The organism is Bacillus cereus group sp. Bc061, from assembly GCF_027715825.1.
Taxonomy (GTDB): domain Bacteria; phylum Bacillota; class Bacilli; order Bacillales; family Bacillaceae_G; genus Bacillus_A; species Bacillus_A paranthracis.
The window spans coordinates 1-23,117 of sequence record NZ_JAQFTZ010000009.1; the positions used below are offsets into that span (position 1 = coordinate 1).

The following is a 23,117-nucleotide window of genomic DNA, read 5'->3' on the forward strand; positions in this document are numbered from 1 at the left end:
TCGCCTGAACAGTTATCCTACTCTTTATTGTTTTCGATGTTTCTACAATTAAGAATAGTCCTCGTTGTCGCCTATGCTCCCGCATTACTTACTCGAGAACGTCTCGCACCGCATAATCGTTCCCTCCAAGTTCTTTTTTACATTAAAAAAAGGAAGATCCAAGTAAATACATCACTCAGTTCTTCCTTTTACCCTCTATAAACTACCTCGACCTTATTAAAATGGTAGTTCTTCATCTGTAATCTCCCGTAGCTCATCCATACCAGCAAATATATCGTCCGGCTCTTGGGATGGCTTTCTCGTTTCCTGCTCTTTTGGATCATCTAATTCTGTCCAAGTGTTATCTTTTTTCATTTTTATTTCCCTCTATCTTTCTTATTTTTCAGGTTCGTATACAACTTCTTCGTAATCAAAAAAGAAATCTTTTAGTTTACGTAGGATTGTACAAAACTTCGGTTCAGCTACGATCTTTGTACCATGGTAAAAACTTTGTTGCCCGACAAAGCGCCATAAGATTACATAGCCTTCTTTTGCTTCCTGTATGCCTTCAATGTATAAAGCGATTTCTTGAATAGCAACCTTTTCATTAAGAGTATCTGGTTTAAAGTATTGAAATTTCCCATCTGGTAATATAATTTCAGCTTCAAAACATCCTCTCATTTGATTCACTCTTGCTCTTGATTCAGATGACATTGCTGGTGCAGCATATGATTTCTGATTTTTTTCCATTCGTGCTTTATGTTCCTCTACTGTTGGTACTAGTTGTAAGTGACTACAATCTTTTTTCATTTTATTATCTCCTCTACTGTTTAATTTGTTATTTTATGAATCATAAATAACCCCGCCTGCAAACTTGAAAACAACACAAAAAGGGCTTCTTCAAGTCGATTAAAAATGTGCATAGCAAAATAAGCTATATATACACTAATCGGCTCAAAGAAGCCCTTTCATAAATGAAACAAGACGCAACTTGCTTCTACAACTCAACCACAACACAAAAAAAGGTGTGGGAATAAACGGAATCAAATAAACTAACAATATACCTATATATTACACAATTTGGATTATAGTAGCAAGGTGTTTTACAAGTTTTAATAACTTAAGTAAGTTATAAGTAATTTAAAGAAATAATAATTTATATTCAAAGTTAAAAATAACTTACTCATCAAATCTCTCCTTTTGTATAATTTGATTACCATCTAGCATAATGCTAATCTATGAAATAAGCAGTCTTTCACGGATAAACTTAGAAAAATCCGCTCTAAAAATTAAAACAGATTCTTCTAAGTTATAGACTTTTGCTTAGATTATTCTGAAATGAACTCTAAAAATCTTTTTCCAACCTCTGTAGTACCTGATTGCCACAATCCTGTTTCACTCATTGTATTATGAAGTGTGTCATAGGCAATTAAATCTCTATTTTTCAAATCTCTGACGATTTGGTCATAAAAGTCACGTCTGTCTCCTAATTCGGGGAATGCTGAAACTAAAATTGTAGATTTTCCTCCCGAGAAAAGGCTAGGTCTTGTTTCAGCTGTAAAATAAGATTCTGGAGAATTTAGGAATGATAATATTTTCAAATGCCATTCATTAAATTGGTCTATATAATTTAAAAACATTAACTTTTCATTTTCTTCTATCCCCAATTTAGGCGTATTGGAAATTGAATTCATTAATGCTACTCTTTTATCCTTTTGATGTGTTTTTAAAGCTATTGAATATGCTTGCATAGCAACTGTTAAGAACTCTTGATTATCAGCTAGTTCACTTATATTAAAACCTTTTTGCTCAAGAGCATGTAACCTACGATCCATTTCTTCCAAAATTTCAGTTCTTCTCTTACTTGCAGGATCTGCAAATGCAACTCCAAATAGTTCTGAAAGCATCGGTCCTGCTACCGGTACAGTACCTGCAGCCCCCTTAGCCATTGCATAAATAGCCTCTTTTGTTTTTTCATTCATTTTAATTACTCCCTACTTTAAATTTCCCCTTCTAGAGGTAAACCTTGCGTTATTGCAGATGATATATCATCATATTTTGAATTATATTTTATATTGGAATTTATATCCACTCGTATATACCTTCATAAAAAAGAATCTGATATCTTAATAGATACCAGATTCCTTTTTATACTAAGGGCTATATATTCTGTCTTAAATTATTAATATCTTTTCAATAATTGTTATATAGAAGTCTTTCTTTTCTTTTTATGACCTGGAATAATCAACTCTCTAATTCGCTCATTTATTTCATCTTGTAATATATTAAAGATTTTAATAAGTTCTGTACGCTCATTCTCCATCACTATATGTTTAGGGTTATTGTTAATAACTCGCATTATTTGTTTTTCTATATTGTCGATATCAAATTGTGGGAGTTCATTATTAGGATCTAACCCTATATTCATATATTTTTCAAAAGCTTTTTCAATAGGCAGTAAACACTCTGAGCGTTTAACAGGTATTTCACCAGCCTCTGGATCATATTCAATATGTTCAACCAAAATCTCACAATAAATTTCAGGTTTTACATGAGAACATACTAGTAGATAATACAAATTATTGCTCATTAATACATCGTAAAGTTTTGAACCATTCATCTTAAATTCTATATTTCCTACTTCTTCCTCGTAATCAGTTTTTTCTATATATTTATTAATGACTTCACATATAGCATTAGATGCTATTCCATCTAAACTTTTTTTTATTTTATTTATATTATTTTCTTTTTCTAATATTTTATTTATTTTCTGTTTCCAATCTTCCTCAAGTGCATCAAATATATATCCATTTTTAACTGCCTTTATCCCACTAAAATCCAAAGGTTGAGAAGAAAATGGTTTTAGATTACGATAATTATTGATATCATTAATTATCGGTTTATAGCTCTCATTAACAATAAGTGACCTTTGACTATGTTCTAGTGCACCTTTAGCAAACTTTATTGATTTAATACCAATAAAAATCGCTACCACAATTGAGACTAAACCAATCCAATTGCTAACTCCTATATCCTTTATACTTTCTAGCATTTTCTTTGCACCTTTTATCCCTTCCCATTTATAGGCTTTTTATAATAAGTTCATTACCTCTTGTCTCTCTATCCACTTATCCAGTTTATTTTTCGTGTCATCATTTAATCGTTTTCTTTTACCTGATAGCATCCTTGAAAGCGTTGAATACGAAATATCAATTTCTTTCGCTAGCTCACGAATACTTTTATTATTCTTCTCTTTATACGTGTTCATTTTTTCAATATAGAACTCAATACTATTAGGTATTTCTTGATTTGGTATACTTATTGGCTTCTCTTCAATTACAGGTGGCTTTTCTTCAATCTCGATAATTAATGGTGACTGCTGCTTACTTTTCTTAGTAATCAACTCTTGTTGTAATTTAACAAGTTCATTTGTCGGAGAAATAATTACTTTTAATTTTAGCCAGTAATTCTCAAACCAGTTTTTCCCCTTGCATTTCTCTTCATCAATTTCAGGAGAGTACTTCCATTCCTTAATAACTTGGTCCCTCATAAGATCATCTAACGTCTTTTCAAAAACTTGTCTTGTAAGGCTTGGTTTTCTATTCATACTGATTTCCATTACTTGTAATAACCCTTTTGGACCACCAATACTATATGAATGTGTTAGATGTTGATATGATTGTTGAATACGCCAACGCCAACTTAGATATCTGGTTAATCGTTTGTGATATCTTTGTTGCTTGCTGTTATACTCCAATGCTTTCTTAGATAATAAACCTGTTAGTTTTTCAGAACCATATAGATATTTCGATAAAAAACTACCTGGTGTAACGTTCATACTCTCTATTCCCAATGTTTTATCCGTATCAATATCTTTTGCAATGATAATTTCATCCATTACAAATAACCTTCTAATTCTTTGCTTTTTATAAGCCAAGGTTTCATTTGGATCCTCTTCATTTAATATCACGATCTCATTATCTTCATTTACATAAATAAAAATACTAGCAAGAGCAGCTAAACGCTCCATAATCTTTAATCTGTCTTCTTTTCGATAATAAGCCTTACCATTTTTGATTTGTTTCATATTACACATATCTAATATTTGTTCATAATGTACAGGCACAATAGTCTTATCATTTTCCGCACTCTTTACCCACAGTTCTGTTACAATATCAAGGCAATCTGCCGTCAAATCATCCATTACTCGTGTTAAAAAAGTAGAGTCAATCAAGGTATTCCATCTTTTTAACTCTTCCCTTTGTAACTTCATATCACCATCGTCATGTGACGATACTACGACTAGACTATTTTGTTTATCCTGCAATTGAGCAATACGTACATTCTTATCTTGGTCATCTGTAAACTTATTCTTAGCAATAGTGTCTGATAAATGGTACATAAACCCTGCATTACTTCGCTCTATGTAATCACTCTTAGCCTCTGTATCTAAAGGTAATTCTTTTGCGACAACAGGCAATTTAATCCCAAATTCCATATATAAATCATCTTTTAGACATTCAAAAATTTCTCCCTTATAATTATCTAATTTTGGAAGAATGTCTATCGCCGATAATCCTAAAGCTTCCTTTTTAGAAACCCATTTCACTAGTCTTTCGAAAGTCTGTGACGAATAAGTTGAGTTGTATATCCTCTGTAGATCTCTTTCTACATCTTGATAGAATTGTTGCCATTTATTTAACACTCTTTCACTTCCCTCAACTCCAGTTAGTAGAGGGTATGCTATATATAAGGTGTTTTGAAATAGTACTTTTAACTTTTCCACTAATAATCCTCCTAATTGCTTCTAATACAATTATATCAATTGCTACTTATCATTCATACCATTCTAATTAGAGTTTCGATAGGATATATTATTATTGAGCATTCCAATGAATATTCCTATTGTTTAGCTAACGAAAATATGATGAACAATTAATATCTTTTTGTAAACTGAAGTGCCCATGAAAAAGGTATCTATCCAGAAGCAGGAAACTTTTATGAACACTTATTAAAGAAAATTAAAATGCAATTGATTATGAGTAGTGGGAATAATATTTAACAAACCTTTTTATAAAGGTTTGCTTTGAGGGTTCAGTAGATTTGACATAAATTCATTATTTAAGGTGGAATAAAAGTAAACAAATAAATATAAGTTCACATAAAAAAGAAGCATAGAAAAACATTCTATGCCTCTTTTTTTATAAACAACTCAATTCCCATTAATTATTAACTTAAAATCCATTACTAATAGTATAAAGTATTCTTTAAAACATTTATAACTGTGATGCTATAACAGCAATAGAGTTATGTAGTGAGTGAATCAAAACAACAATCCAAAAAGCAGATATTGTAACTTCTACTTTTTCATTCTTTTTTTGATATACCCAATAAGCATAGTTATATAATACTCCAATTATTGCTGTAGCGACTATATAAGTAATACCATCTGAATGAATTAATCCGAATATAATCGATGCTATTAAAATGATAAGAAAATCACGATCTTTAATAAGAGAAATACAACTTAATACCCAAAATAAAAACACCTGAAAAATTACTGTTTCATATACAGGTGCCGCAAATACTCCTACTAAAATCTGTATAATAGCGGGTTCTTCCTTTATTGGATGTTGTTTTATTGCCGGTAAAAATAAATCTAATGGCATCACAAGTAAAAATGATCCCAATACCATAAGTAATACAAACCAAATTATAGGTAAATCAAACATAAATCTATTCAATTTTTCCAGCATATATCTTTCTCCTATCACCTTATTATATTCATAAAATTATATATTATATTTTCATTAATACAATAAGGTAATAGAATTAAATTAGTATAAATAGTACAAAATAATAAATTCTCTATCTTCTTCCCTTTCGTATTTGTAATAGCAACAATACATTTAATTTTTATAAGTTTACAAAATTCGTTTTACACTAATTATAAGTTAAACATGCGACATCTTTCTCAACTTGTGTACTTTTCCTGCAAAACATGCAACACCTTTCCCATCTTGCGTACCTTTCCTGCAAAACATGCAACATCTTTCCCATCTTGCGTACCTTTCCTATAAAACATGCAACGCCTTTCCCATCTTGCGTACCTTTCCTATAAAACATGCAACGCCTTTCCCATCTTGCGTACCTTTCCTGTAAAACATGCAACATCTTTCCCATCTTGGGTACTTTTAATATAAAATGAGCAACGCTTTTCCAATGTTACGTACTCTTTTACTAAAACAAGCAACATTCTTCCCATGTTGCGTACTTATTTTTCGCAACAAGCAACACCTAATATTTAAATTATTTAATTTCACATTAAAAATAAGCAACATTTTTCCCAAGTCGCGTACCTATACTACTAATAAAACCAGCTACAAATGCTGTTATATCAGGTGATTTAAAACATTTAATCTAAAACAAACTATATATTTCACAAAAATCCTTTCCCAAGTCGCGTACCCATTTTCGCGAAAAAGAAGCAACATCTTTCCCAAGTTGCGTACCAAAAATCAATTGGAATATCTATAGAGTATTGATATTAAAGGATTTCTCCTATTCTCAATAAATAGCATCATACAAGAAAAAAGCAACACTCCTTCCCAAGTTGCGTACCAAAAAAAAAATCAAACTTTTTTTCTATCCCTTGTGGCTCTAAGGCTCGTAAGGTGTTGCCTTTTTTAAAATTCTCTCTTAAAGGGCACATTTTTACAAAATTCGTTTTGCTATAATCAAAATTGGTATATTTTATAGTCTTTTGGCATATATTTCTGAATTTGTAGAACGGAGGTGAAAAAGATGGGGAAATCATTTGTAATACGAAATCAACGTAGCTTAAATGGGAAAACAACCAATGCCGTGTTAGTAACACTAAAGTCTTGGCAAAAACTTGTAGAAGCATTTGAAGATAAGTACTACAGCTATAAAGATACATATTTAGAAGATATTCTGCAGCACATGACATACGAAGAACGTATTGCTGACGAAGAAGGTTTTGTCGAAAAAGCCAAGCCATCTTTTTCACGTCGCGCATTGTCTGCACTTGCTGAAAAAACAGGAAGAAAACATAAATTATACGGCATTACGAATGCTGATCTTGAAGTTTTCTTATATCTACATAAGAAATGCTTTACTAATGGTGTCATTCCAAATGTAACAATACATATGATGTGGGAAGATTACAAGCAATATAAAGAAGAATTTGCTTATATCCAACATTCTCAATTCTATATTGCATTAAAGAAATTAAACTTACATAACATTATCTCCATTGAAAACGGAGTAGATGGCCGATATACAATCAAGCTGACTCATTTTATGAATGAGGAAACAGAAAAAGCAAATCCATACGTATATATTAGTCCTGTTGTATTTACTAAGGCTTTCTTTAAGCTATCTGTAGCGGCTAAGAAACTATTCTTAGACATTGCCATGCAACAACATACAGAAACAACATTAAAGCGTTCATTGGACAAGCAGGATGAAAGAGGCAACAAAACTCACTTCGGTGGGATGTATCGTTTCTTACATAAAAAATATCCGCATCAAATCCGTTCCGTTATCGATGAATTAACAACGGCATTACCATGTACGGGGAATCCCCTATTCAAAATTTGCAAAATGCAAAAAGGGGTAAAGCATACAAAACGATATACAACCCTATATCTATCTATTCATTCAGACTTTTTATGTACAAAAGAATCTGGAGAAGAGCAACACAGGGATCCATTTACACCAAAAACCACCTATGCTCGCAAGGCAAAGTTTATAGAAGCAGTTCTACAGGAGATGAATATCGGTGAACTGTCTGCAGACATGAATAAGTTCATTCATGTATTAAAGCATACTTGTCATCGTCAAATCCGCAGTGTGATTCGCGGACTCCGTGACATGATTGATCGGAAAGAAGGATATCCAACGAAAATTGTATATACATTGAAAAAACTATTACATCAAACATCTCAATATCAAATCCTTGATGCTGCAGCGAAAGAAGGTATCTACCCTCTTATTGCGCAACATATACCAAAAGAGAGAAATAGTGACCGTGAGCAAGCTGTCTTTAATTTCGGTTTACATTATTCTATGTACTCTCTACACAACATTAAGAAGATGTTTAAGAATGTACATGCACTACTGAAGCAAAAGTTTGCGGTACCTGTGACAGAAGAATCTTATCACCGTAATTATTTAAAATACCAGGAAGAAACGTTATTTAGAAAATATGCATATGATCAAGGTGTGAATCTCCATGCATATATTGCTTTAGAAATTGAAATGCGTGAAAAATTAAAAGTACGCGGCCATAAAAAACGCACAATTCCAAGTGATGTACGTGAATGGTTTATTGAAGAAATTGATAAGCTACCGCAAGAGCAGCTGCGTGTGATTGAGCTACCAAAACAGTTTAATTTACTAGAGTTTATGCGTACCTTTGAACGTTTAGTACGTGCTGGTGTAACAATAACCACTCCTGATCAGGTGCTAACCGCAATGAAAATAAAATAATAGCAACTAGCTCTCTATTTTTGAAAAAAACAAAAGTAGAGGGCTATTCGTGTTTATTTGAGTAGTAACACCTTCCTACTACTCTATTTATAAATACTAAATCGAAAGAACTTCATGTAAAATGGAGTCTTTTTTTATGCACTTCTATACAATTTTGATTCTATCAATGCATAACTCTCCACATAATACTAGAGTGTATTCCTCTACTGTATTAAAACCTATCCCATAATACCTACAAAAAATCAAAAGGAAAATTATAAAAATAGTGGATATGAGGACAAATATGATCCAATGTGGATATAATCCTTCTAAAATCATTGTTATTACTAATGTTGTTGTATTTATCTAATAAAAATCATCAACAAAAATGTGAGTTATGTGTAAATAGTGAGTTATGTTCAAAAATAGCAGCCTAATCTGAATAAAATGTGGATAATTAGACGGTTAGAATTAACCTGATTCCTAAAATAAGTAAAAAAATTCTTATTTACGGGGTTGAATATATATAATGCGATTAGTATCAAATTCTTTCTGATTTCATGTAGAAATATAGTAATTCCTTTCTGTTTTTTTGTAGAATTAAACGTCTAATAATCATTGAATTTACGAATACATTTTCTGCTATTTATGATTTTTTAGGTTCTAACATGAAATTTTCCCTTGTGGGAGTAGATATTTCCCCTGTTTTTGATAACCTATAATAGTTTTATCTTTATTTCTTTTTTATATAAGGTATATATTTATAATAGATTTTTAATATAGCTAGTATGATTGTTAATAAGATGTCCGACCTAATTGAAAATATTTGTAAATTGCGTTATAATAATGGTAATTAAACAGATCATTACCCTCATACAAAAGGACAAACCTACGTATCCCTACCAGGACTAGGTTTGTCCTTTTTTCATTTTAATAAACAATTTATATTGGAGGATTACACATGGCTACACTAAAAGAGACAACTTACATAGAAATGAATACCTATAACGAGATTGGATTTTTTAAAGGGATTGTTTGGGGATTAGTTTTTGTAGTGCCTTTTTGGAGTATTATGATAACTCTATTTATCTGGCTTTATAACTAATAAACAACATGTCCAAAAAGCAAAGGGTTGTTTGTCCGTTTGCTTTTTGGATATGCCAGCAACCGTGCGTAGCAAAGGGCGGTAGCAGGTCTTTCACTTGTTTTCTGTTATAATATATCCAAAGAAATTAGGTGATTATATTGAACAAGACAATTAGCTTAGAGAAAACTTTAGAAGATTTCTCTACATATTTAAATAAAAAAGGCCGAAAACATTCTACAATCCAACGCTATGCATACGATATTAAAGACTTTTATAGATGGTTAAATGAAAATGAGTTGCTTTTACATATCAAATCATGGAACGAAATATCCGTAGATGATTATCAAGCTTATTTCTCAGTGTTAGAAAATAAACGAGAATATTCGCTTAAAACAAGGCACAGGATATGGGTGGTTTTAAAGAAATTACACATGTTTTTAGGTATAGTTAGTCCATTAGATGATATTCATCTCTCTTTAATTCCGGATCAATCACTAAATGACAATGATTTTATTACCGAATCGGAAGAAGCACTTTTAAAACAAACCGTTCTATCAACTAAGGGATTAACAGAGAGACAAGCTAAATACCGTCCTCTAATCATGGATAGAAACGCTTGTATAATTAATTTAATAGTAAACTATGGTTTGTCTTTGCAAGAGCTTGTATCGCTTAATATGAACCATATACAGTTTGCTAGGAACACTATAATTGTTCCAGGAGAAAACGGAGTTACTAGATCCATCTTCTTAACAGCTGAAGATACACAACAGCTTTACAAATATTATTCGACTATCCCTGAACCTGTAAGACCTCGACAGCACTCAGATAATCCCTTATTTGTGGCATTTGATTTTAATCGAGGTACTTATCGATGGGTTTATGAAAATGATGCACCAAAGGCTTTGTCTGAGGTTGCTATGCAAAAGATGATACGACTTGAAGTGAAACGAGCAGAGTTAAATAGGCGTATTTCTGCACAACAAATGAGGAATACATTTATTCTTCGCCTTATAAAACAGGGATTTAGTGAAAGTGAGTTAATTGATATAATTGGTTTTAAAACTAAAATATCGTTAAAAAGATATTTTCAATATTTAAGATTAGATGGTTAATAATACTTTAAAAGAACTAATTTATAACAATAAATATATTTAAAAGATGGAATTGTTTTTGTAGTTCATGAATGAGAAGTAACGTGTCGTTTATGTGATTACTATTTGATCGGACTCACATCGACTAGTTGTACCTAGCTTAGCTAGGCGCGCTTGGATAAAACGAAATACTTTCCTTTTACGCCCGGGAATACGAATTGAATCCTCAGGGCATATTACTTGAAGGCGTCGTCCGTATACAGAACGTAGATTTTCATATCATTGTCGACTTAATAAAGACGCTGGGAGTTGGCATGGAAGTAAAGGCCGATTGTGAATCTTTTCATCCACGGGCAAATGCATGTAGTTTAATCACAATAATTAAGGGGGACCTATGGCAACCAAGGTTATTGATGTCGCAGTCGCGACTATAAGAAACACAGGATCTAAACACGTCTCGCCAGAGGGTTTTATTTCGGGCTTGATAGTCCGCGCTGTAGACGATGAGCAAGTATTTGAGGGAGGAAGTTTATACGATGGGGCAATGGACACTCTGCTACCAGGTCAGAGCATAACTGTCGGCATTATTAAGCGACTTACTGTTCATCATTTCGACCCGCAGGAGAGTCTAGGGTACAATCAAATGTTGGTTTTTCACGAAGAGCTGAAGCAACGCTATGTTGAATTAGGAAGAATTGAAGAGGTACCATATTTTGGCCCGTACAGCTTCAAGGTACATTTTGACGATATCGCTGGGTTCCAAACATTCTCTGTTGGCTATAGCACTACTCAGGGCCACGTAATCGAAGTAATATATACAGTAAATCTCGTCGCCAGTAATTAAAAGGTATCCAGCTTCCGGGAAACAAAACTGGGCAAAACCTTGTAAACAAAGAGACAGCAACGCTTGTGTTGCTGTCTTTTGTTTACAATGACTCACTAATTAATTTTGCGATATCTATAAATTTCTCTGACCATAATATAAAGCCAATTGCAAGTAACCCGCAAATTGTCTTTACGGAGAACTCGACAGCATCTACATTAGGCTTAGTTAAATTAATAAGTCCTCCTATTCCCATAAACAGTGTAATCAACCCAAGTATAAACTTTGTAAAAGGATTTACTCCAGGTATTTCATTTCCTACAAATAGCTGAAAGCAATAGTATATGCTCCAAATAAAAAATACTATTGTTGGAATTGTGGCTAGAATTTGAATACATCTGTCTTTTAAACTAATTTCAGTCATAAGTATCCTCCTTGAATCCTATATTTATAAGTTCCTAATAGTTCTTCGGTAAATATCGTAACTATTTTTTAAAATCTGTTTCCTTCTCATTTTTTTTATCGCTTTCTTTAATTGCGTTTTCATTTTTTTTAATTAATTCATCAAAGTGTTCTTCCTTATTCTCTTCTATATACTTCATAAGTTTTTTAAATTCCATTATAATCTCATCTTGCCTTTGTAATATAGAAAGCACCTATTGAATAGGTACTCTCTAAATATACCTATTATTTATATATCACGCTATAAGAAATGTTTCGTTAGCCATTTCTTTAAGTATTTTTGCAAAGAGGTGATTAGTCTCCTCGGATAGCAACTCCTCTGTTTCTAGCAATCGAGAGAGCCTACTTATAAACTCTGTAGTATATAGGATCTTCGTATTTTCTAATTCATCCGGATTAAATAATTGTTCATTCTTCATAGAATGAATGAACAGCTGTACAAGCATCTTCTCATGTTGTGCTTCTGCCTTTTCATGGTACATCGTCATACCTAACCATTGACGTATAATGCGTTCAGCATCTCTTGCTTCTGTTATATCAAATCTAGATACAACAAAGGTTAGTTTGTTCCATGTAAGCTTTGCAGAATCATTAGAATAATTTGAAGGGAAAAAGAAAAAACTCTGCTGCGTAACTTTCTGTCGTTCCTTCATCCAACGAAATATCTCCTGCTTCCCTAAATGAACATCAATTTCCACGAAAAACACAGGGAATGGAGACGTCGTTTTTTCTTCATTTATTGTACAATCAGGTTTGAACACCAATTCACCAAGACATGCGTGATGTATTGGCTCCAATTCATCTCGATATACACGAATACCATCTGTGTCATACCAGCCTTGTAGTACTGCCTCAATTTCTTCTTCAGATATAAGACTCGTATTCATTTCTTGTTGAATATAAAGTAGATATTCTAAAAGCATTCTTCTACCTTCTACTGTTAGTCCTCCTGGTGCATAGTCTCCCTTTTCTGTACGATCAAACATAATATAATCATATTCAACATGATTACATATGGAAAACAAGTCTGAATCCCTTTTATTTTCGTTTCTAAGGAGCGTTTGCAGGCTTCGTCTATTCATTACATTCCGATACCGAATATCGTTTCTAATCGAACGTAAGAAGCTTTTCCAGGATTGTAGATAAGCATAGTCCGTATACCCCTCACTAATTAGCTGGGTCAACATTTTATCCTCACCATTCATCATTAGGCAAGTCCAACATCCACTACGTGAGTTTGCAGCTCCACAAGCATTTCCCTGCTGCTTCCCACCTGTTTTTATGCCACATTCAAACATAGCTTGTCCATACTGTATGCTCATTTCTTCCACATCCACACCAAAGGGCAGTATCCCTCTATCTAAAAGTAACATCCATACTTCATCACCGGTTAAAAATTTAACTGGATTAAAGCAGAGGATATTCTTCATATCATTATGACGTGAAAATAAGGAATCATTACTTATCTCATGCTTTTGAATACTATGTCTTCTTCGAGCGCTCTCTTCATTACGAACGGCCAGCATAAGCACACCATCATATTCATCAAAGCATTCTACTGCAGTAGTAGTTTGAGAAGCTATTAAGATTTCTTTCATCTTTCGCTGCATCGGTTTGACCTTGAGAGAGTCAGTACACCATCTCAATCTACTGTTTCCGCTCGGTGGTAAAACGCCTCTGCCTATTACTTTATACCAATATGATTCTTTCATAAGTGGTTTCACACCATGAACGACAAATGGTAGGTTTTGCTCATTTGCTTTCTCCTGGATCTTTTGTAATGTCCTTGAGATATAAGCCGTCATAGCAGGTGTTTCTACTCCAACTTCGGAAGTTAAGATATGAATTGGATTTGTACGTTCCTCTAGTGGTAGCTCAGCAATTGCATCCCATAGTAACGTCAACATGGCAGAACTATCTTTCCCCCCACTGTAACCTACAAAACAACAATCGCGAGATAAATAGACCTTTTTCATTTCCTCTTTAATTTCTTTATATATATCCATCATTATATTGTTATCCCCATAGCAAAGTATCATTTCATACTACTATGGAGCATGCCTCCTCTGTTTTTAGATAGAAAAAGAGAGCCCCTATTTAATAGGCACTCTCTTTTGTGTATATCCTCTATTTTTAATCAACTGTGATTTCATGTATATTCAACTTGTTTAACTTTTCCATATAAAAGCTCATTACTTTTTGAGCATGTTGTATAGCGATTAATCCATCTTGAACAGTAAGTGCTTCAAAATACGGATAACGAATGTCTGTAGCATAACCATTTAGCTGCACGCACTGTTCTAAAATCAATGAGAATTCCTCATCTAATTTCCGACACGATTTGTGCAGCATTAAAAGGTTATGAGTTTTTGGAACTGTCTTACCGTTTAGTGCAAGAAATCCTTTTAGAAGTTTTTCCACGCATTGTTGACTATGATAACAAATAATTGCAGTAGGGAAAGGCTTCATGTGAGTTAAGTAACTAGCAGAATCTAAATCAGATTTTGCAATAAATACCCACTCTTTTAGATCCTTAACATTTCTCATATAGGACCTTCCCTTCTAGTGCAATCTTATGTTCCATAGTAACGGTACGGCTAGCACGTTCTTGAAACTCTTCTGGTCCATACACTAAAATATCAACTGGTGTTTCCATAACATCATAAATACCCCAATTGATACGATTAATGACTTCCCTTTTTCTTTCTCCGACACCTTCCACAACAATACAGAGATCAAAATCACTGTCTTCATTTGGTGTGCCATATGCATGAGAGCCAAAAAGGATGATTTTTTGGACAGAAGATACAGTTTCACGAATCTTTTGCACCAATAGGTCCAATTCCCTTTGTACTTCTTCGTTAATCCGAATCACTCCTCGGATAAAGTAATTATATTGACGTTTAAGTATATTATACATACGTTTCCCTTCTCCTTGCTATTACATATTTATTTTTATATTTTTCTCTTGTTTCCCAACGTTCTGCAATGCTTGATAACATTCGTATATCTGCTTGAAATCTTGTAAAAATCCATCGTCAGAGATACTATGAAATCCTTTAAAGTTCTTTCTACACCAATATAAGATGCTAGATTCATCCTTCGCTAAAAAAGAATCCGGATTGAAATGAATCAAAGCCTCTACTAAACAAGCCAGAAGCAATGGTATCGTTTCGGAATCTTGTTTTGATAAATCAAGTACAGATACAACGGTATACTGTTTATATTGGTAGTATTGTAGAACACCATTACACATGTTTGTTGGTGTTAAACTGTGTTGTAATTGAGTGGAATCTAATTGATACACTCTCATCTTGTTCCCTCCTATATCATTACCCCTCAATTGGTGCAGCTTTCATAAAAGCCTTTTGAGCTTGGAAAATGATATAGTGATTCGATACGGTACCTTCATCAAAGAGTTCGTTGACGAATTGAGCAACAGTCATGGCAGCGAACTTATTGGTAATAACGCGCTGTGGTTCTGAAGCAGCTAATTCGGAACAACTTAATTGACTTGGAGCCGTTTCTTTCTTCGTAAAAGCATCTGGAAATAAATCACCAAGCGGTGAAAGAATGACCTCGCCATTCAATTTAACTCCACATACTGCTTGTCCGTTATAACCACTATTTTTATAATCAGCTATTTGTTGAGGTGTCCAATGTCTTTTATTTACTTCTCTCCAATTATCAGGAACGGTTACAGCTGTATTCCCTACATCGATGTAAAGAAGATTATCTGATTGATGGAAGAATTGATGAAAGACCTCGCGAGAAAACATATTATCTACTGCCCCAATTACAATTGGCAGATACAAGTAGTCGTCTTTATGTTGTTTTTTTAATAAATCATATTTGTTACCAAACAACTGCTGCATTGTTTCTATGTCTTCTATATACTGTGACGTAAAGGAAGAGATAGGAACGTTATAGCCAGCTTTATATCGACGAGCCAGTACTTCTGCTTTGTATTTACCAACATCAGGTCGAATAAAGAGTTGATTTCCAAGGTTTTTTTCTTCAACCGTGTCTGGATCTGCAACTACAATTTCGCCATCCAATTGAAAAATACTCATCATTTGAGCAATATGTTGTAAAATTAATCCTCCGTTTCCTCCAGCGCCTACTAATACAATATGTGGTACAATCTTCTTTCCTTCTGCAATATCAATAACAATACTCATTTTTATAGCCCCCTATTTTTCTTTTGATAGTGTATTCTCTAAATTTCGTAGAAATGGAATCGATAAATTTGTAAGCCTATGCACGGTATACAAGTCAAATGAATGCATCACTAGTATCGATGCAGCATAAATAACTCCTTCTTCTTGCACAATGCCTACAACATATTGAAGTAAATTCAACTGCACAACAAGCGTGTCTACATATTCTTGATGTGTGTCTAAATCAATATGAGTATTCTTCCTCTGTCCTTCTAATGCTTCATATATGTGATTCATCTCTAACTTGCACATAAATTGAAATAGCTTATAGTCACCATGCGATTCCTCTATTGCTTGTTTATTCTTTGTAAGAACTAACATGTAGTGCTTTATCTTTGTAAACATTGAAACGTGAATTGTTTTTAATGTTGTCATAATAAAGAAAGAGACATAAAAATATGTCTCTTTTACGCCCCCTTGTGTGTTTATTTTAAAAGTGTGATCCTACTTAAATCGTAATCTTGGCTTATCCCTTTTGTTGCATATTCTCCTGCAAATATAAAGTTAGGATTAATAGAATGAAATTTTCCATCTATACAAGTACGTACTCGTAGTTCAGGGAAAACATCCTCTATTCTGCCAACAATTGCATAAAGAATAGGAGCCCGTTCACTTTGATCATCTAAATCACTTGGTTCAGCAGAGAAACGATGATGACTGTGTATCTCCATAACTTTCATAGCAATAGACTGCATCTCTATATTTGTTTCTGGGATTACAATTTCAGTTGCTACCTGCTGAGGTGGAAAGTCCATAAAATAACCACGCTCTTTGTTGAAATAGATATCAGCATGCAATTCGCAATCACATTTACGAGAAATGGCTTGTGCAATAATAATAAAGTCCATTAATAGTGTTCTCGGAATAAAATCCCCAGGTAAAAAGTGATTCAGCCAAGTACTAAGAAAAGAAAAAGGACAATCTGAAATGGATTGTCCCTCTACAATACTTGCTCCTTTTGCGCCGACAGTTAAAATCGGAAGTAGTGCATTTGTATCCTCATCATATTTAATGACAGTTAAGCCTTTAACAAATGAGGGATAACGATGCTCTAATTTTACGCGAATATCCTCTGCTTCTATTTTTCTTACATCTGTTGAATCTCCATTTTGAACAGCGATTCCATGTGTAATTTCTTCTTCTGTAAACCAATCTACTAATGGTATATCACCAAATACTACGTGACGAACAACCGTTGTTGTATTGATTTTATCTAGACAATCTGTAGATTTTGTAGCTTTAGCTTTCTTACTACTCTTTGTCTTACCTTTTGCCTTTTCCTTTTTTTCTTCCTTTTTAGCAGTTGCTTGCTCTGAAGCAGCTTTTTTCACTGGTACTGTTGTTTCCTCTACTTGTGTTTCCATATCAAAAAAATCGAATAAGTTTGTCATAATAAAAAATCCTCCTAGTATCTTTGCTTATATATAGTCCTGCTATTTTCAGAAATTCGATGTACCTAATTACTGTCTGCCAGTAACTTATTTTCCATTAAAGTTAATGGCCAAAGTGGTAAATCATTGACTCTTTTGCCATCTGAATTTTGTGTAATACCCTTCTCGTTTAAAAACTTAATAATTCGTTGTCTTTCTCTCTCAATTCTCATTCGTGTTTCATAATCTAAATACACCGTATTTCCTCCTAAGCATGTTGGATCCAATGTTTATAATCTAAACTCCAACAAAATTATTATTCTTAATAAATACTCCCCTACTTCTAATAACCAATCACTTTAAAGAGCGTGTATTAAAAAGTCATTTCCGATTCCATTAAAATAGAATCATCAAAACTTTGGTTTTCAAATCGTTTAAATAGCTCTCCAACTGGTCCCGTATGAGTATGTGTTAGGTCGTGATTAAAAGAACTTGCAAAGAATAAAACATGAAATGTTTCTAAATCTTTTAAAGTCCGGAATTCAGGTATCACAACTCTACCCGTACATACAGATCCACTAGGATGAACATTAGAATATGGAAATTGATATAATTTCATTCCTTCTTCTAACTCCATATCTTCTTTTACAGCAAAGACAGAGATATTCGTAACTCGTTTTTGGTACACCGTATAACGAAATAATAGACGTGGAAAGCCTACTTGTTGAAACGGTCGTTCAAAGAAATGAATATCCCACTGAGCCTTTGGTACTTCAATCCAAACAGCTTGTTTATCTCCACTCTTAGATAACACCTCGTGTTTTATACAACCTTTTGGGAGTACGCCACTAGAGTAATGAGTATTATCTTGTGTACCCTGCTCCATAACTTCTTTTAAAGCTAAATAAAAGTCCTTAAAAGTAACGGCAGTTTCTCCACGTGATAATTCGTTGTTAAATTGCTGAATGGTTACAATTCCTTTTGGCTCTAAAGCATCAAATATTGCTACTGTCTTCATTTGTTATGTCCCCCTGCGTATAGATTGTTTCCACTAAATCTAGTAACATCTCAAATTTATATGGTCCGTATAATGGTTCCTGGCCATAATAGAGATACAGAGATTCTTCATCAATTTGATAAGAATGCTGCACTGGATAACAATCTAGTAATTTAGAAATTTTTTCTTTATGCTTCGGTGATATGCCGTCTATTGTTTCAGCTATAGCACCCCATGTGTCCTCTGCTGCTTCCTTTATTTCCTTTAATGGTATGTCGAATAGTGTAGAGAGCTTTTCATACTCTTCTTCATCAATTGGAAAAGCTTCTAAGCCCATATCTTCGATCATGTCCGTACCCAATTCTATAAATCCTTCTTCATGGTCTAATTCATAGATATTCTCTCGGTCTAAATACGAGGGAGAATACTGTGTTACATCAATCGAAAGCTCATGCATGCTTTTAAAGTAACGTAAGATATGAAATTGACATGAATAAAATTTAGATAGATTTATGTTTAATAGGTTCATGGAAAGTAAGAAGATGACAATCGTATCTGTTGATTCTATGTCCTCCCACCTTATTGTTTGGTTTTCATCTAGAAAGTCCACACAAGTTTGGATTTTACTAATTGTTCCATGAGAGATTTTGTTGAAATCTATTTCTATATCTTTAGAAAGGCTTTCTAATATATATATTTCCTCTTGATATCTTTGTTTAATTTGTTCCCAACTAACGATGCTATAAGTTTTGTTTAACTTAAGTGATAGTAAATAGTTTGACATCGCTATATTAGATGAATATCTAAATAATTTTTTCATTTTTAGTCCCTCTGTACTAACTTGCTATATTTTTTGTTAACTGTATCTCTTCAAAGATACAAAGTAACATCTCAATTCGTTTAATTGCTGGAAAATATGTATCATCATCATAGAAAAGGTAAAGTTTTTCCTCATCAGCTTGGTAAAGCATACGTATATCAAACTGATTCTGGATTGACTGAAAGAAACTTTGATCCTCTATCTTGATATTAGAGAGCATTTCACCAATTGGACTCCATGCATTCTCAACAATACGGTTTATCTCATCCATAGATATATGAAATAAATTCGAATATTGGATTAAGGTATCTTTATCGTCGCAATCTACCTCTTCGTGATGTAATTTCATATCTTGAAGTAAGTCATCACCCCAGCTTTTAAATGAATCCTCACAATCGTATTCTTCGAAATTATCTTGTTCTAAATAAGTTGGGTAATAATCTTTTACAGGAATCCCCAATTTATACATACGCATAAATATCTCCATAAGATACAATTGCGATGTATAGAAGCAGGAAAGATCAGTATCTAAAGATGTTTCCGCAATCATAATTATTTCAAGTAAGGTTTTCGAATCAATTAAACCAATTGGGAAATTCGAGTCTTCCTCTAAATAAGAAACAGTAGCCATTACTTGTTGAATGGATCGTTCTGAAATCTTACTGAAGTCTATTTCTCTTGAGTGCTCTAAACAATCTAATATATAGATTTCTTCTTCATGCTTCTTATCTGCAAGTAATTCATGCAGTAAGTGAGCATTCTTTTGCATTTTTAACGAAAGTAGATACTTTCTTACTTTCTGGTGATTGTATGTAAATAATAATTTCATACCTGGTTCCCCTTCGTCTTTTCTCGAATCATTGCCGCAAGACGGATTATAATTTCATAATAAGAAAGTACCCATTCATCAAATGAGTACTGTTCATAACCATCCTCTAGAAATTCAATCAAAATATGACTGGGATACGCTTCACTTTGATAGGTGTTAAACGAAAATTCATGTAACACGAATTGAAAATCAGATTGTGTTATATGTTCCGAGCCTATACATAAATAGTAACCAGCTGTATCGAAGTAACATCCTTCTGCAGCCATAGAACTAATATCCGAAGCGAAATTCGAATACATGTCTTCTGAGCTAAATAACGTCCCATCTAACAGGTCTTCTTCAGTTCCAAAGGCAAAGTGACAAAATATACGTGTTTGCTCGTTAAAACGCGCAAGCGACTCGAATAATAGTTCACTTGTGATATGCAATTTGTCCCTGTGAAAATCATTAATATTGATTAAGAATGGGATGTTATATTTACGAATTAATTTTTGTATGCGTAGTATCCGAATGTATACTTTCATCTCATTTCCTTGATTAAATAAATATCTCATCTTCTAGCCCCTGCTTTTCTACATCTTCTAGTTGTTCAGTGAAAAGATGTAAATGTAGCATTTCTTTTAATTCACAATCTGGACCATTTATACGAAATGAATTACCACTATAAAACGTGACATAATGTCGTAGCTGCTCAAATTGCTTTTCAAATTCATCTATATGTTCTAATGGTATGTTTTCTAAATCAGGCATTTCGTTCGCAATAAATCCATTTATAATCAATTCAAAGGATTGACGAAGTTCTTGATTATTAGGAAGGACTTCTTTTGACTGTAAAAAGTCAAAGAAGTCACTGTGATTCATACTCATTTGGATGCCCCCTTATACGCGAACCGGTAGAATTAACTGCAGATTAGAGTGAGTTGTATCTTCTGCTCCTACTACCACGATAGGTCTCTGATTACTAATCATTTTTATCGCGATTGTTTCAGAAGTTATCGTTTGCAGTGCTTGTAGCAGATATTCCACATTACAAGCCAATGTAAATGCTTCAACTTGATTACATGGAATTTCTACACTTGCAGTACCTACTTGAGAATTTTGTGGTTTCAGATGGATGCTTTCTTTTCCTTCTGACGTAAGCACGATTAAGGAAGAAAATGCTGAAAGCTGCTCCAACGTGTTTTTAAATTCTTCACGTGATAGTTGTATTTCACTTTTAAATTCGTCGGGTACCATACGTGCCGTATCAGGATATGTACCAGCTAGTAATCTAGACTGATAGATAATACTCTCGCCACGGATTAACAGCTGTGTATCACTAATGAGCTTTAATTGTAAATTTGTTTCACGATTAAAGAGCTTAAGAGCTGTTTTAAGAGACTTAATTGGTAACACGACTTCACCATCTTTTGCGATAGTGATCTTTGTACAATCAAAATGTAAACGGGCTAAACGGTGAGCATCAGTTGCTATACTAAAGAACTTATCATCAACTGATTTTAAGTTCACACCTGTTAGAATCTTACGTGTATCCATTGCAGGAATAGCATGTAATGTTCCGTTGGCCATTGATACAAATTGTTCTTGTGAAAGTGAAATCCAATCTTCCCCTGCTTCAATTTTAATTTCAGGATATTCTTCATGATCCATGGTACAAAAGCTAAATTGTTTCTTCTTACTTTCTACAATTTTTAGCTCATTATTTTTATGTTCAAGACCGATGAATTCACTTTTGAATTTCTTAATCGTTTTAAGTACCGGAGCAGCTGCAAAAAGCACCTTCCCCGGTTCAGTACAATCCCCACTGTTTACATTAAAGCGAGTTACTAATGTTACTGTTTCTGTACCGTCTGAACCCATTAGAATCATTCCCTTTGAATTACAATCCAATAAAACACCTTGTAATGCCGGCATTGGGTTTTTAACGTCTACAGTAGCACTTGCTTTCTCTAATTTTTCGATAAATAATGTACGGTTAATAGTAAATTGCATAATAAATCCCTCCAAAAAGTAATAAAAAAAGAACAGACCTCATATCCTGTTCATTCGTTTTCCTGCTATAAAACAAAGCTTTACGCGCTTTGTTGTTTTTTCAACTGTTGTATGAGTTGATGAATGGCTTCTGTATGATCATGAAGTAACCATTCTCTAAAAGATGTAACATCACCAGGAATAAGAGCTGATAACCACCGGTTAAGCTGTTTCTCATTTCCAGGACGAATATTCTTCGCTTCGTGAATCAACTGTAAACTAGTTAGAATTCCTTCTAAACCACCAATCGTCGTATCCTCAAATGTTCTTGCTTGCGCATTATAATTGTGATTATAGGCAAGTAGAATTTCCTTGGATGTAATACTTAATGGTTTTGCAAGCTCTTGTATGTTTTGAATTAGTACACCTAGACTTACTTGGCCATTCGATGGTTCCTTCTTTGAACTTCCTTGTTTATGTTTTTGCTGTAACATAGTAGGTGGTATAAAATAATATCCTTTCTTTTGATAAGAAATATAGATACTATTTGGGCCATTACTACATGTAGAAAGTTCTACCTTAGTAGGTTTTACATTATAAAGGTATCTTCCTACGCCCCAAAGCACAGCAGCTCTTTTTAAACTATTTGAAAAGCCACCTTTTACAGAACTATAGTCAGATTCTTCACTTCCATCCTCTTTTGATATCCAACGTTCATTCAAAAACACTGATATGGTACATTTCGTTGCTTTCTCACCCCATTTTTCATACGACACCTGCCAGTTATCAATACCAAAGACTTCATCGAATCGGTCCTGAATGGCGCGTGCGTCAACAAATGGAGCTACAAACGCAAAAAAACGACCTTGGCTTTCAAATGTATTTATAATTTTCCATCCTAATTGTTCGACAGGAAATTCAGCTTGTAAACTTTCCATTATATTTGTCATAATAATCCTCCTGTATTACTTG

General features: G+C 33.5%; 26 protein-coding genes. 4 read left to right on the forward strand and 22 right to left on the reverse strand.

Going from position 1 to position 23,117, the window contains the following annotated elements; all coding sequences use genetic code 11:
- Positions 1-216 precede the first annotated feature (216 nt).
- The 6 genes from PDQ40_RS22040 to PDQ40_RS22065 form a co-directional block, all read right to left on the reverse strand.
- Entirely contained in the window at positions 217-354 is a 138-nt protein-coding gene (locus PDQ40_RS22040; protein WP_242227965.1) for a hypothetical protein, read from the reverse strand.
- 21 nt (positions 355-375) lie between these two features.
- Positions 376-789 carry a DUF6018 family natural product bioysynthesis protein gene (locus PDQ40_RS22045; protein ID WP_242227964.1) on the reverse strand — a complete coding sequence of 138 codons (414 nt, stop codon included), beginning with the start codon at positions 787-789 and terminating at the stop codon, positions 376-378.
- Between the two features lie 518 nt (positions 790-1,307).
- Entirely contained in the window at positions 1,308-1,961 is a 654-nt protein-coding gene (locus tag PDQ40_RS22050) for a hypothetical protein (protein ID WP_242227963.1), read from the reverse strand.
- Between the two features lie 221 nt (positions 1,962-2,182).
- A complete protein-coding gene (locus PDQ40_RS22055; protein ID WP_242227962.1) occupies positions 2,183-3,031 on the reverse strand; it encodes a hypothetical protein in 849 nt (282 codons plus the stop codon).
- Positions 3,032-3,070: 39 nt separating this feature from the next.
- Positions 3,071-4,765 carry a helix-turn-helix domain-containing protein gene (locus PDQ40_RS22060; protein WP_048568097.1) on the reverse strand — a complete coding sequence of 565 codons (1,695 nt, stop codon included), beginning with the start codon at positions 4,763-4,765 and terminating at the stop codon, positions 3,071-3,073.
- 490 nt (positions 4,766-5,255) lie between these two features.
- Positions 5,256-5,735: a CPBP family intramembrane glutamic endopeptidase gene (locus PDQ40_RS22065; RefSeq protein ID WP_073536292.1), complete on the reverse strand. Its 480-nt coding sequence runs from the start codon at positions 5,733-5,735 to the stop codon at positions 5,256-5,258.
- Between the two features lie 1,048 nt (positions 5,736-6,783).
- Here PDQ40_RS22065 and PDQ40_RS22070 point away from each other — a divergent pair.
- From PDQ40_RS22070 to PDQ40_RS22085, 4 genes are all read left to right on the forward strand, one after another.
- Positions 6,784-8,493, forward strand: coding sequence for a hypothetical protein (locus PDQ40_RS22070; protein WP_242227961.1), 1,710 nt, complete (start codon positions 6,784-6,786; stop codon positions 8,491-8,493).
- 940 nt (positions 8,494-9,433) lie between these two features.
- Positions 9,434-9,577: a hypothetical protein gene (locus tag PDQ40_RS22075; RefSeq protein ID WP_000212568.1), complete on the forward strand. Its 144-nt coding sequence runs from the start codon at positions 9,434-9,436 to the stop codon at positions 9,575-9,577.
- A gap of 131 nt (positions 9,578-9,708) precedes the next feature.
- Positions 9,709-10,674 carry a tyrosine-type recombinase/integrase gene (locus PDQ40_RS22080; RefSeq protein WP_242227960.1) on the forward strand — a complete coding sequence of 322 codons (966 nt, stop codon included), beginning with the start codon at positions 9,709-9,711 and terminating at the stop codon, positions 10,672-10,674.
- Between the two features lie 373 nt (positions 10,675-11,047).
- Positions 11,048-11,497: a hypothetical protein gene (locus PDQ40_RS22085; protein ID WP_242227959.1), complete on the forward strand. Its 450-nt coding sequence runs from the start codon at positions 11,048-11,050 to the stop codon at positions 11,495-11,497.
- Positions 11,498-11,579: 82 nt separating this feature from the next.
- Here the strand turns inward: PDQ40_RS22085 and PDQ40_RS22090 are convergent, their stop codons facing one another.
- The 16 genes from PDQ40_RS22090 to PDQ40_RS22165 all read right to left on the reverse strand — a co-directional run bounded on the left by PDQ40_RS22090 (position 11,580) and on the right by PDQ40_RS22165 (position 23,095).
- Positions 11,580-11,900, reverse strand: coding sequence for a hypothetical protein (locus tag PDQ40_RS22090; protein WP_242227958.1), 321 nt, complete (start codon positions 11,898-11,900; stop codon positions 11,580-11,582).
- A 274-nt stretch (positions 11,901-12,174) separates the two neighbouring features.
- Positions 12,175-13,947 carry a phosphoadenosine phosphosulfate reductase domain-containing protein gene (locus tag PDQ40_RS22095; RefSeq protein ID WP_242227957.1) on the reverse strand — a complete coding sequence of 591 codons (1,773 nt, stop codon included), beginning with the start codon at positions 13,945-13,947 and terminating at the stop codon, positions 12,175-12,177.
- 124 nt (positions 13,948-14,071) lie between these two features.
- Positions 14,072-14,485 (reverse strand): HEPN domain-containing protein, encoded by a 414-nt coding sequence (locus PDQ40_RS22100; RefSeq protein ID WP_242227956.1) that lies wholly within the window; start codon positions 14,483-14,485, stop codon positions 14,072-14,074.
- The gene (locus PDQ40_RS22105; RefSeq protein WP_242227955.1) at positions 14,472-14,858 is read right to left on the reverse strand and encodes a nucleotidyltransferase domain-containing protein; all 387 of its coding nucleotides are present in this window, start codon (positions 14,856-14,858) and stop codon (positions 14,472-14,474) included. The genes PDQ40_RS22100 and PDQ40_RS22105 overlap by 14 nt, the downstream gene beginning before the upstream one ends.
- Positions 14,859-14,879: 21 nt before the next feature.
- Positions 14,880-15,251, reverse strand: coding sequence for a hypothetical protein (locus PDQ40_RS22110; RefSeq protein WP_073536295.1), 372 nt, complete (start codon positions 15,249-15,251; stop codon positions 14,880-14,882).
- Between the two features lie 19 nt (positions 15,252-15,270).
- On the reverse strand, positions 15,271-16,119 hold the full coding sequence (locus PDQ40_RS22115; RefSeq protein ID WP_000029264.1) for a ThiF family adenylyltransferase: 849 nt from the start codon (positions 16,117-16,119) through the stop codon (positions 15,271-15,273).
- A 12-nt stretch (positions 16,120-16,131) separates the two neighbouring features.
- Positions 16,132-16,533, reverse strand: coding sequence for a hypothetical protein (locus PDQ40_RS22120; RefSeq protein ID WP_000209417.1), 402 nt, complete (start codon positions 16,531-16,533; stop codon positions 16,132-16,134).
- 50 nt (positions 16,534-16,583) lie between these two features.
- Positions 16,584-17,549, reverse strand: a complete 966-nt coding sequence (locus PDQ40_RS22125; RefSeq protein ID WP_144533749.1) for a hypothetical protein — start codon at positions 17,547-17,549, stop codon at positions 16,584-16,586.
- Between the two features lie 65 nt (positions 17,550-17,614).
- Positions 17,615-17,785, reverse strand: a complete 171-nt coding sequence (locus PDQ40_RS22130) for a hypothetical protein (protein WP_000280379.1) — start codon at positions 17,783-17,785, stop codon at positions 17,615-17,617.
- Positions 17,786-17,901: 116 nt separating this feature from the next.
- Positions 17,902-18,546: a hypothetical protein gene (locus PDQ40_RS22135; protein ID WP_076855997.1), complete on the reverse strand. Its 645-nt coding sequence runs from the start codon at positions 18,544-18,546 to the stop codon at positions 17,902-17,904.
- Positions 18,524-19,345, reverse strand: coding sequence for a hypothetical protein (locus PDQ40_RS22140; protein ID WP_242227954.1), 822 nt, complete (start codon positions 19,343-19,345; stop codon positions 18,524-18,526). Before PDQ40_RS22140 ends, PDQ40_RS22135 begins: the two co-directional genes overlap by 23 nt.
- Before the next feature lie 16 nt (positions 19,346-19,361).
- Positions 19,362-20,174 carry a hypothetical protein gene (locus PDQ40_RS22145; RefSeq protein WP_242227953.1) on the reverse strand — a complete coding sequence of 271 codons (813 nt, stop codon included), beginning with the start codon at positions 20,172-20,174 and terminating at the stop codon, positions 19,362-19,364.
- On the reverse strand, positions 20,171-20,728 hold the full coding sequence (locus tag PDQ40_RS22150) for a hypothetical protein (RefSeq protein ID WP_001996135.1): 558 nt from the start codon (positions 20,726-20,728) through the stop codon (positions 20,171-20,173). Before PDQ40_RS22150 ends, PDQ40_RS22145 begins: the two co-directional genes overlap by 4 nt.
- Positions 20,712-21,041: a hypothetical protein gene (locus PDQ40_RS22155; protein ID WP_000062336.1), complete on the reverse strand. Its 330-nt coding sequence runs from the start codon at positions 21,039-21,041 to the stop codon at positions 20,712-20,714. The genes PDQ40_RS22150 and PDQ40_RS22155 overlap by 17 nt, the downstream gene beginning before the upstream one ends.
- 12 nt (positions 21,042-21,053) lie before the next feature.
- The gene (dnaN, locus tag PDQ40_RS22160; protein ID WP_001160900.1) at positions 21,054-22,166 is read right to left on the reverse strand and encodes a DNA polymerase III subunit beta; all 1,113 of its coding nucleotides are present in this window, start codon (positions 22,164-22,166) and stop codon (positions 21,054-21,056) included.
- 80 nt (positions 22,167-22,246) lie between these two features.
- The gene (locus PDQ40_RS22165; RefSeq protein ID WP_017562308.1) at positions 22,247-23,095 is read right to left on the reverse strand and encodes a Rad52/Rad22 family DNA repair protein; all 849 of its coding nucleotides are present in this window, start codon (positions 23,093-23,095) and stop codon (positions 22,247-22,249) included.
- Between the last annotated feature and the right edge of the window lie 22 nt (positions 23,096-23,117).